Annotated in this window: 10 protein-coding genes; all 10 read right to left on the reverse strand. The window is 34.9% G+C overall.

Annotated features, from left to right (window positions below; all coding sequences use genetic code 11):
• Positions 1–104: 104 nt before the first annotated feature.
• A complete protein-coding gene (locus tag E2L07_RS18185) occupies positions 105–428 on the reverse strand; it encodes a DUF5592 family protein (protein ID WP_134230263.1) in 324 nt (107 codons plus the stop codon).
• Between the two features lies 1 nt (position 429).
• Complete coding sequence (locus E2L07_RS18190; protein WP_134230264.1) at positions 430–2,640, reverse strand: pLS20_p028 family conjugation system transmembrane protein; 2,211 nt, start codon at positions 2,638–2,640, stop codon at positions 430–432.
• 11 nt (positions 2,641–2,651) lie between these two features.
• Positions 2,652–3,389: a hypothetical protein gene (locus E2L07_RS18195; protein ID WP_134230265.1), complete on the reverse strand. Its 738-nt coding sequence runs from the start codon at positions 3,387–3,389 to the stop codon at positions 2,652–2,654.
• A 137-nt stretch (positions 3,390–3,526) separates the two neighbouring features.
• Complete coding sequence (locus E2L07_RS18200; protein ID WP_134230266.1) at positions 3,527–5,134, reverse strand: toprim domain-containing protein; 1,608 nt, start codon at positions 5,132–5,134, stop codon at positions 3,527–3,529.
• Positions 5,135–5,148: 14 nt separating this feature from the next.
• Complete coding sequence (locus E2L07_RS18205) at positions 5,149–5,682, reverse strand: hypothetical protein (RefSeq protein WP_134230267.1); 534 nt, start codon at positions 5,680–5,682, stop codon at positions 5,149–5,151.
• A gap of 11 nt (positions 5,683–5,693) precedes the next feature.
• Entirely contained in the window at positions 5,694–6,950 is a 1,257-nt protein-coding gene (locus E2L07_RS18210; protein ID WP_134230268.1) for a hypothetical protein, read from the reverse strand.
• Positions 6,951–7,018: 68 nt separating this feature from the next.
• Positions 7,019–7,246 (reverse strand): hypothetical protein, encoded by a 228-nt coding sequence (locus E2L07_RS18215; RefSeq protein WP_134230269.1) that lies wholly within the window; start codon positions 7,244–7,246, stop codon positions 7,019–7,021.
• A 27-nt stretch (positions 7,247–7,273) separates the two neighbouring features.
• Positions 7,274–7,462, reverse strand: a complete 189-nt coding sequence (locus E2L07_RS18220) for a hypothetical protein (RefSeq protein ID WP_134230270.1) — start codon at positions 7,460–7,462, stop codon at positions 7,274–7,276.
• A gap of 13 nt (positions 7,463–7,475) precedes the next feature.
• Positions 7,476–10,010, reverse strand: coding sequence for a hypothetical protein (locus E2L07_RS18225; RefSeq protein ID WP_134230271.1), 2,535 nt, complete (start codon positions 10,008–10,010; stop codon positions 7,476–7,478).
• Between the two features lie 58 nt (positions 10,011–10,068).
• The gene (locus E2L07_RS20955) at positions 10,069–10,224 is read right to left on the reverse strand and encodes a hypothetical protein (RefSeq protein ID WP_166740121.1); all 156 of its coding nucleotides are present in this window, start codon (positions 10,222–10,224) and stop codon (positions 10,069–10,071) included.
• Positions 10,225–10,447: the final 223 nt, after the last annotated feature.

Genomic DNA, 10,447 nt, shown 5'->3' on the forward strand with positions numbered 1-10,447 from the left:
CGCCCTTGATTGACCTCTGAATAAACCATTGGTGTGTTTGTCAAGAGCGATAGCGTGGCATTTCCACCTAATAAATGGTAGGTAGTATGAACCGTGCTAGTTTTTCATAGAACTTTTGACACTACCTCATCATTCATGATATTTTCGACCATATGAACATCTATCGCAGAATATTTAATACGGTTTTTTTGAATGGCATAAAACAAAGTGTGATACATCTTACGTTTTGGATTACTTCGAGATGGCATTAATAAGAAAATGCTAACTCCCATACCAAAAACATAATAGGGAATGGTTAACGAAGAGTGAACCATTCCCTTAGATAGATAAAGAAAAAAAGCAGTTAGTAATAGAATGACAATCTCTTTAAGATGAAATGACTTGGTTATCTTTATCTCACTTTTAAAGTGTTTCGGAATTTCATACAAGCTACCTTCCTCCCTTTCTCCAATCTCTTATTGTTCTTCCGATTCGATACCCTGTATTGTAACCTTTTACATGCTCTTCCTTGGCTTTCATAACTACTCTATTTTGCCCCCAAATAGTATTTGGGTGTTGGGCTGTTTTAAACCCTGTTTCCTTTGTAGTATCGTATGTGGTTTCTTGATATTTTTCATTAGGTGCAGTACTTTCTCCACTCGGAACTGGCGCTGTACCTTGTACGCTTTCACTTGAAATTGGTGCAGTACTTTCTCCACTCGGAACTGGCGCTGTATCTTGTACGCTTTCACTTGAAATTGGTGCAGTACTTTCTCCACTCGGAACTGGCGCTGTACCTTGTACGCTTTCACTTGAAATTGGTGCAGTACTTTCTCCACTCGGAACTGGCGCTGTATCTTGTACGCTTTCACTTGAAATTGGTGCAGTACTTTCTCCACTCGGAACTGGCGCTGTACCTTGTACGCTTTCACTTGAAATTGGTGCAGTACTTTCTCCACTCGGAACTGGCGCTGTACCTTGTACGCTTTCACTTGAAATTGGTGCAGTACTTTCTCCACTCGGAACTGGCGCTGTATCTTGTACGCTTTCACTTGAAATTGGTGCAGTACTTTCTCCACTCGGAACTGGCGCTGTATCTTGTACACTTTCGCTTGAAATTGGTGCAGTACTTTCTCCACTCGGAACTGGCGCTGTACCCTGACCAGCCTGTGCATTCAGATTCTGACCTTTCATGCCTTGATCAGCTTGTGCATTTGGATTCTGACCTTTCATGCCTTGATCAGCCTGTGCATTTGGATTCTGACCTTTCATGCCTTGACCAGCCTGTGCATTTGGATTCTGACCTTTCATGCCTTGACCAGCCTGTGCATTTGGATTCTGACCTTTCATGCCTTGACCAGCCTGTGCATTTGGATTCTGACCACTTGGGATTTTGTTATTCGCTTGATTACGTCTCGATTGAGATAAAGCGCCATTGTCTTTTTTTGCCCCATTAGTAGCTTGTATACCTGCCTTTAATCCCCCTGCTAAACCTACACCTTGATTGAATTTAGAGAAGCTTTCACTTACGAGTTTGCCCCCTACCTTTGATGTCACGTTTGATACAGCTTTACTAGCCATCACTAATCCTACACCTGTCCGCCAACTATCTTTTAATCCTGCGTCTACTCCTAGTATTCTTTCGACTAAGTGTGGACCATCAATAAGAGCAAGGCTAGCCGCTAATAATAGTAACGAGCTTCCAAACGACCCCAAAGACGATTGACCACTTAGCCAGTTTGAAAAAAGCACATAGAATTTAAGAGACACTGCAAGAAAAAAGATAACCGCAAAATTGGAAATTATATCATTAATAATTTGTTTGATTCGCTGTCCTCCTGATAAATCTGTGACAGCTATAAATAAGCCAAACAGCTTTTTAAATGCTAACTCAAATATAATTCGTCCAACTTTTAAAACAGCTATAATTAACGTAATTCCAATCACAGATAAGCTAAAAATCGTATTCCACCAAGCTACATGCCAACGGTAGTAAAGTTCTTTACCAATACCAAACCATCCGTTGCCAAGTGGCTCTTCTCTAAAATTACCATTTGTGTCCATAACCAATTTGCTTTTTAAGTAATCATTATTTATATCATCACTGTCGGGATCTATCAATTCATTAATATCTATATACGTTATTCGACTAACCGGAAGATCATTTACAAGTCCTTTTTCCGGTATTCTCACATTAAAATCCTTTTTTGCATAAAGGTATACATCAGCAATATTACCTTTAATAAGTTGTTCAGCATTTGTGCCAGCGCTAGTATCACCTATGGCTTTGACCCCTGCTGTTGTTATATTGTCTAAATTAGACAATAGCAGGGGCAATGCAATAATAAACAAGAAAGCCAATAAAACATTAGTCACAACTCTTTCCCGATCTTGCATTTTCCCTGCCATAAACTTATATCCTATCCACACCAGTGATATTGCAACAAGTACCCATAATACCGGCGACCATTGTTTTATAAAGTTATTTACAGGTGCTGAGTTGAAAAATCCATTCATAGTCAATACTGTATCCGTCATACCTTCTACTTGGTTGACTAGCCACATAAGCCCTAAAATGAGCCACCAGCCTAACTCTCGAAGGGATGAACTAAGTATATTAGCAATGTTCAAAATCGAATCATATTGTTCTAAAACGTCCAAAAAATCTCCCCCTATAAGGTCACTGAAATATCATGCTTTGCTTTTTGCAAATACAAGAAATTAAATAACAAAAATAAGTAAAAGACTGTAAAAATAACTAAAGTAATAGGGGAATTAAGAAAGTCAGCATATAGCTTACTAGCAAAGAGCGATAAAAGAATAGGAACCGCAAATACAATACCTGTCATAAAATAAACTCTGTTCGCACTATATTTTTTCTCTCTCTGCAATTCATCCCTTTTAGTTGTCTCGAAGTTAATTAATTTGCTAGTAGGACTGAAAAGATCTGTTACAGATCCCCCCATTTGATACTTAATCTCTAATATTTGATGGAAGGCATTTAGCGATACAAAATTATATTTTTCAAAATGAGCTACATCGAGTACACCTTCTTGTTTGAGCGTTTTTATAGTCTTGTCTATATCCTTTTTCAATAAATCACTAGCCGATTCTTTAGCTCCTTCTAAGGCAAAAAGAACGTTTTTGCCTGTCTTTAAATAAAAAACAACATTTGAAACATACTTACTTAACTCACTAAAAATCCTCTGTTCTTTCTTTAACTGCCTCCCCAACAATGAAATGCTATAGAAGCAAAGCAAAGACCCAACAAGCCCTAACAAAACGCTTAATACAACATGTTTGCTGATCATGTAGATGTAAAGAAAGTTGATACTAAAATAAAGGAGTAAATGGAGCAATACCACCCAACCAGAAAACAATTCTTTTGTTAAACCCCATACATCTTTCATTTTTTTAACCTCCTGTTTTGATTAATAAAAAAAGGCTTACAAGTCCAATCACTTGTAAGCCCCGAAAAAATCCCTAATAACAATATAGCACGCTTTGAGTACCTTGTTAGTACTTAAATAGTTCATAAAAAGTTCGTTTAACCAACTTCCTTTTGAGATTCTTTTTCTTTGTTTTTAGTTTTTAATGGCTTTGTTAAATCTAAAATCTTGTTAGAAAAATCCTTAGAAGTCTTAACAAAGCTATTTATTTTATCACCCTTAAAATAGTACGGTGTTGATACATAATCTTTTCCTTTACTCTTACCTGTTACAATTCCATTTACAATTAAATTACGATAACCAATATTAACAGATATATTACCGTTAGAGAAAGTATGTGAATGAATGATTTTAGGATCAAACTTCCCCCCCCCTGAACTAATATTAATCCCTACATTCTTAACTGTATTTTTTTCCTTAACCTGATGTTTAAGCTCATAGTAACTTTTAATCAACGCCCCTTCTATCATTCGTTTATCAAGGCTTTCTTCAAATCTATACACATCCCTCCATACACTATCAGTCCCCTTTTTTTGTGGATAATTAATCATAGGTGAACCTTTATATTCCTCTATTACAATATTATTGAGAGTTATCTCACCGTACTTCACACATGCAAGGGAAATTCCTTTATCTTGCAAAAAGGTCATATTAACAATCTTAACTTTATAATCATTTGATTGCTCTGTTTTGTCATTCATTTTCTCACCCTCCTCTTTTTTCAAATCTATGTCTAAGGTTCTTAAAGTTAGCTCTATTTGTCGCTCAAAAAGTAAGCGGTTGCTTTGGAGTAAGTCATTAGGATCTTTTAGATCCATATCTGGATAAATAAATCCTTTATGAAACAACTTCTCTTCATCCAAAACGTGTGCTATTTTTTTATCTGCTTCTTTTCCTGCTCTATCATTGTCAAAAGCTCTAATAATCTTTTTCCCCTTAAACTTATCAGGGTTTTCTTTTATAAATGTTTCAAGCTGTTTTATTTTATTTGAACCTGTAGTCATTAATAAACCCATTTTCGGATCTATTTCTCGGAATGATAGTCCGTCTATAATACTTTCACTAATAACAACAGTTTCAGCATTATCCGGTATATCTTCGACAAAATATCTTGCTTTCTCTGTTGGATTTAAAAATAACTGGATTTCTTTCTTCTTTAGACTAGGATCAGACGACCTTAATAACAACGAGTCAATTGATCCTTCATGATTGTAAATAGGAAAAACAATATTCCTCTTTGTCATAAAGTCCATTTTCGCATAGTCTTTTTTGATTAGGTCAGGGATTTTCGAGAACATAAGTGATACAATCTTAGGATCTTTTAGATCCAAAATGAAAGGTTTCGTAACTTCTCGATTTATCCCCCGATAATTTTCTAATTCTTGATTTACAACATGTTTACTCATGAATTTAAAAAAATTAGTACACCAGTCGATTTGCTCTTTTTGTTTTAAAGAGATACTTTTAGGTTTTTCGTTTTTCTTTAAGTTCAGATTACCTTTTAGTTTTTCATTTAGTTTAATATGCCAACGTTCACCGCAATTATTTTGCCTATTGCACTGTAACACATTAAGATTATCTTTATACATAAATGCTTCTGGCTGATTACAAGATGGACAAGTACATAAAAAATAACGCCCCTGTGGTTGAGCGTTTAAAGATTCCAACATATCATCAATATTCCTAAACTCTAATTGATTCACCATATTGTTTACCTCAACTATACAGACTCACTTAAATAACTGTGATCATTTGTAACCTCTCTGTGAGTAGATAAAACAATTGCTGGATAACTTAATTTTTCAATCTCTTTATCATCAAAAGTAAGTCCTTGAGAGCTTACCAATATCTTCTGTTTTTCTTTGATCCTATAATAATGATCCGTCTTATTAATTTGTTGCTCAATTGCCTTTTCTAAATTTCTAGCTATGAGATAAATGATAGCTCCGTCTCCAAAGATACTCTTATTATCAAAATATTTTTGTAACTCCAGAGATCCCACTACAATGAAGTCATTATTTAAACATTCAGATAGAGCAACAACTTCCTCCATTTCTTCTTCTAAACCTTTTAATAAAGCAAAATCATTAAATTTATTAGAGTAATATATACAAGGAGTACATTGAGGACTACTTGTAAACAGAAGAATGATCTCCTGCCAAAACTGTTCCGCCATAGCATAGCATTTTTCTGCAATCCTATTTACAATTTTTTCATTTAAATATTGATTCTCATGTAATAACAAATTACTCATAATTAACTCTCCTAACTTTTATTTTTTTCAAAAACCACTTTAGTAACATGACTGATATACTCAGTAACCGCCCAATACTTAAAATCCATGCCTTTATTAATGCTCGACTCATATAACACTTTTTTTACCTCTTCTTGATCCAACGTTGCAACATACTCCATAATCTCACGTTCAAAACGCCCAAAGAATCCACATTCTATTAATTCCTCAATTTTTAAAGTTTCTTTTTTGTTCTGCAACCTTCTAATTAGTTTGCCATCTTGACAGATGTTTTTTACTAAGATTTCTGCTACATTATCGAATCCATGTTTTGAAAATAAATTTAAAAGATCGTCTTCTGTTTGTCCGTTTGATTGACTTTCATTTTCCTCATTAATGTTAAAGACAATAATCGCTTCTTCTGACTTCTGATCCTTTTGTTCATTCTGTAAGTATCCAGATAATACTGGCAGTATAATATTATTTTTTATATCGTCCTCAGAGGAAATAACTATCCCCTTTTTAATAATTGAATACCACCTGTTCTTCAATAAAGTTTCTATTTCTTTATTCTTTTTTAGCGCCAATACGTAGTCCTCTAAAGCTAGTTGCTCGAATAAATATCTTTGAACCTCTTCATAAACTTCCGAATCTCTTAGGCATTTATCAAGTCTAGATAAAGGTAAACTGTAGCGACTTGCTACAGCATAATTCTGAAACATTGAAAAGTTTTCAACGTCATTTAGACTTTCCTGTGTTAATTCCTGTGTTAAGACTAGATCATCAAAAGAATACTTAATTGCTTTTGCAATATCATTAACTTCACTATAAAAACTACCTACTATTCGATCTCTAAAAAGATCATAGAGTTGCTTCAATTTTTCTAAACTAAAAGAAAAATCTTGATTAGAAAATTGTTCTTCGACTTCAATAGCAAACAATTTAAAATTTTGATCCAAAAACAATTTCTTTTCTTTTGATAGAAAATCAGTAAAATCATTGATCACTTTATTTTTCGTAGCTTCATTCCAATTTGACGCATTTTTTATTATCAGATAAATCGATTCTTCCAAACTTCTATTATCATTAAAATCAATAAAAGCCTTTAACACTCTTTTATTTTTAATAAACAAAGTAAAGGACAGTTCAACATTATCCCTTCCATTTTTTCTAAATTCACCTTTAAGTTTTTTTAAGATTCCTTCTAATTCGCTAATAAAATATCGTCGCTTTGGATCTAAATCTCTAATGCTGTTATTAGCTTCAACAACTACATGTACTTCCCTCATGTCAAAACCCCTTTTTAACAGTAAATACAAAAAAAGATGGTGAGTTAATAACTCACCATCCTACATTTCTAGAAGGCAACTACCCCTCTTAAACTGTCTCGTAACGCTCCTGCTCCCAGCACAATCACCAGTCCAACAAGAAGCCATGTAATATTTCGCTTGCCCTTTTCCCTACCTTCTTGTCCTCCTGCAAAGAAGTTATACCCCGCCATACATAACATTACTGCACAAAAAGCCCACGCAGGCATTTGAATAAGCCCTAAGAAGTTTATTAAAGTAGAAATTACACCCTGCATTTTTATAATCCTCCAATCTCATTTAAATTAATCTGATACTGCTTCTAAAACAAAAGATAGATTTTCTGTGATTACTTTTTCATGTTGTGAATGTAGCCATTCATTGTAATCCACTCCTTTCAGAGCAAGAATTTTTTCAGCTTGCTCCTTCTTTGTTTTAAAATTACTTGGCTTCTTTCTTGGTCTATTTTGCTGTTCATTTTTCAGTTGTTCCATATTCTCATCTCCTTTATTCCAACGAAATAATATTAGACAACCTTTCGTATAGGTCACCATCACTTGTTCTAAAAGAATGTAATAGCTGAGGTTGATCCTGCACCAATTCGAGTATTAGATTCTTTTGTGAATCCTTAATCTCGACAGCATGTGTATAACTAACATTTAACGTAGATTCAGGTTGTTCATTGACGTATACGTCATCATAAACAGATCCTAATAGATACTTCTGAAAAGCAAATTCTTTACCAAAGTCAAGCGTTAGATCATTAAGTGTGAGCTTACCCAAAACATAATGATTCTTATACTGTCTCTCTCTATTCAGAAATGACTTTGGATCAACAGGTAAATAGTACCTTTGACCATCAAAAGTTGTTATGTTTTCATTACTAAATTTTGACTTAGTAATTGATTCATACTCTAACTTTGCCTGTTTCTTTATATCTTCCTTACTTGACTTTCTAGGGACTGAGAACTGAAACCCTGTTTTATCTAAAATAAAAAAATCATCTTTAGCACCAAAATACGCCTTATACTGGTTTGCTTCACCCTCTTGTATTTCTATTAACTCAAGGGGAATTGCATACTCTGTATAGGCGTAAGCAGTTTTATTTTGATATTTTTTCTGTATAGATTCATCCAAATCTACAGGGTAAAGGAACATAAAATCCTCGTCAATGTTATAAGGGAATGGCTCTCCAAAGTCTGATTTGTACTCTATTGGCTTATCAAATATCGGAAGCCAACTTTGCGTGAGTAAAGTAATCATTCTTTGATCATTAAGCTTTAGTGACTCATAATAACTTTCTTTTTCCCCTTTCGAACCTACCTCTACCGTTTGCCCTATTAAGAATCTGTGATCAGTACCAAATTCTAAATTATAGGTTTCATTATATGGATAATCTAAGTTAAACGTTTCTTCCCACTGGAAGCTTTTTTTATACTCTTTATCCCACACAGGTGTACTATCTTTGTAGATCCACTCAAAACAATGCTGTCCTTGTTGATCAGTACAAGTATAATTACGCCTAAAATGGTTCGTATACTCATAAGAAAAAGAAAACAGAACATCCCTTTTTTTTACATCCAATGGTTGTAACTTCGTTGAAAATGGTTCATCCTCTACGTTGTTAAATACATTTGCTGAATAGATACGATTTTCTACATTTTGTACATCAAAGTGCAACCCTGCAACCGTAGCAGAATTAACCAATAAGGTTTCACTAGGGTTATTTTCTTTAATTTTTTGTAAGCGCCATGATACTTCACCTTGAGCTTTCCCTTCTGTTGCACCATCTAATTCTTCTATACTGGAAGGGTTCGGCAAAGATACTTTGTAGGTAAATGTAAAATTCATATTGTTATTTGGTGTAGTCCCTTCATATTTTTGTCCTTCTGGCGAAGCGACAAAAGGGTTTCCGTTGGAATCCTTAAAAAATCCAGCCTTCTCAGGTGCATACGAGTAAGAGTTTCCAACAGTAGATTTTACCTTCGTTTGCATTAATATCTTGCCTGTCGCGTAATCCTTATGAGTAATTGTTACATCAACTGTACATCTTTGATTGATGTTTACTATTGACCCATCTGGACAAACCTTTTTGGTTACTTGGTACGATAGAGTAGCAATAGTACCACCAAAAGCCCAATAGCTACTAGCTGCCCATCGAGTTCGTCCTGAATCATGAGGGCTACTGACACCATACCAAACAACAGTACTCTTTTGATCTTGGTTCACACGTTGATAAAAGCGATTGTAGTCAAAATAGTTGCCACTGTTTGTAGTCCCTCTTGGTTCGATTCGCCTGATAACACCATTTCCAATCATACGTAACTGTTGAGCGTTAATCCCACTAGAAAGGCTAATTTCACCATTACCCCAAGATAGATTTTCAAACTCAAAAGGTAAACGCAATTCGTCATAAAGAACAGTTGAACCTACTCTTTTGACAATACGTAACTGCCAATCAGAGTTATTTTCCCCATCCTTAAAAAGCTCATCTAATGGAACATGCGCTCTAAACCCTACATGTTCATAATACATGTTGCAAGTTGCATTATTTTGGTTTCTAGCACTATTCGCACAAGGGTTCCAAATATCCCCCGTTTGAGACTGACGGTTGAACTCCATATCTTTTGAAGCGTTAAAATTAAGTTGTTCCGCTTTATAAAACTTGTCTTCCCCAGTCCTAATATTTTTAAGCCAAATGTATGTGTCTTGGTTATTTTCTGTGTGGTGTCTATGTCCAATAACTGCTGACCATCCTGTGAAAGTTAAATATTGCCTACTACCTTTTCCAAAGTCCCTACGTTTAATGCTCCAGCCTTCTTTTCCGTCTCTTTGCATATAAACATCATATACCATCTTTTTTCCACTTTCGAAAGTAGCAGATCGATCTCCTTTTGTCCTCTTGTTTACATCGCTCATTTTAACGTCGTAAGGACTGTAACTATTCGCTAATCCATTTTCAGGGAAAGCCAACCAAAGAGCAAACCAAAGAGCAAATAATGAAAACACAACAGTTATATAGGAAATTGCTTTCTTCATCATTAGAAGTCCCTCACCCCCTTTTCGAATAAAAAAACACAAAACCTAGTAGCTTCGTGTTTTAGAATACATTGCGAATCGTATCTGTAATACCTTTAAAAACAGTATCTACTGTTTGACTAAACCATCCATTATCACCACCAAGTGCTACCCCTAGCACTCCAAAGAGCATTACAGCAAGAACAATTAAAAACAAAGATCCATTTTTTTCACCCATCAGTTTCACCCCCTTTTCGAATAAAAAAACACGAAACCTAATAGCTTCGTGTTTTAGAATACATTGCGAATCGTATCTGTGATACCTTTAAAAACAGTATCTACTGTTTGACTAAACCATCCATTATCACCACCAAGTGCTACCCCTAGCACTCCAAAGAGCATTACAGCAAGAACAATTAAAAACAAAGATCCATTTTTTTCACCCATCAGCTTCACCCCCT

The organism is Halalkalibacterium halodurans, from assembly GCF_004376175.1.
Classification (GTDB): domain Bacteria; phylum Bacillota; class Bacilli; order Bacillales; family Bacillaceae_D; genus Halalkalibacterium; species Halalkalibacterium halodurans.

Coding starts and splice junctions, on each gene's coding strand:
- E2L07_RS18215 (WP_134230269.1), bottom strand. CDS start 7,246: ATGCAGGGTGTAATTTCTACTTTAATAAACTTCTTAGGGCTTATTCAA.
- E2L07_RS18210 (WP_134230268.1), bottom strand. CDS start 6,950: ATGAGGGAAGTACATGTAGTTGTTGAAGCTAATAACAGCATTAGAGAT.
- E2L07_RS18220 (WP_134230270.1), bottom strand. CDS start 7,462: ATGGAACAACTGAAAAATGAACAGCAAAATAGACCAAGAAAGAAGCCA.
- E2L07_RS18200 (WP_134230266.1), bottom strand. CDS start 5,134: ATGGTGAATCAATTAGAGTTTAGGAATATTGATGATATGTTGGAATCT.
- E2L07_RS18195 (WP_134230265.1), bottom strand. CDS start 3,389: ATGAAAGATGTATGGGGTTTAACAAAAGAATTGTTTTCTGGTTGGGTG.
- E2L07_RS20955 (WP_166740121.1), bottom strand. CDS start 10,224: ATGGGTGAAAAAAATGGATCTTTGTTTTTAATTGTTCTTGCTGTAATG.
- E2L07_RS18205 (WP_134230267.1), bottom strand. CDS start 5,682: ATGAGTAATTTGTTATTACATGAGAATCAATATTTAAATGAAAAAATT.
- E2L07_RS18225 (WP_134230271.1), bottom strand. CDS start 10,010: ATGATGAAGAAAGCAATTTCCTATATAACTGTTGTGTTTTCATTATTT.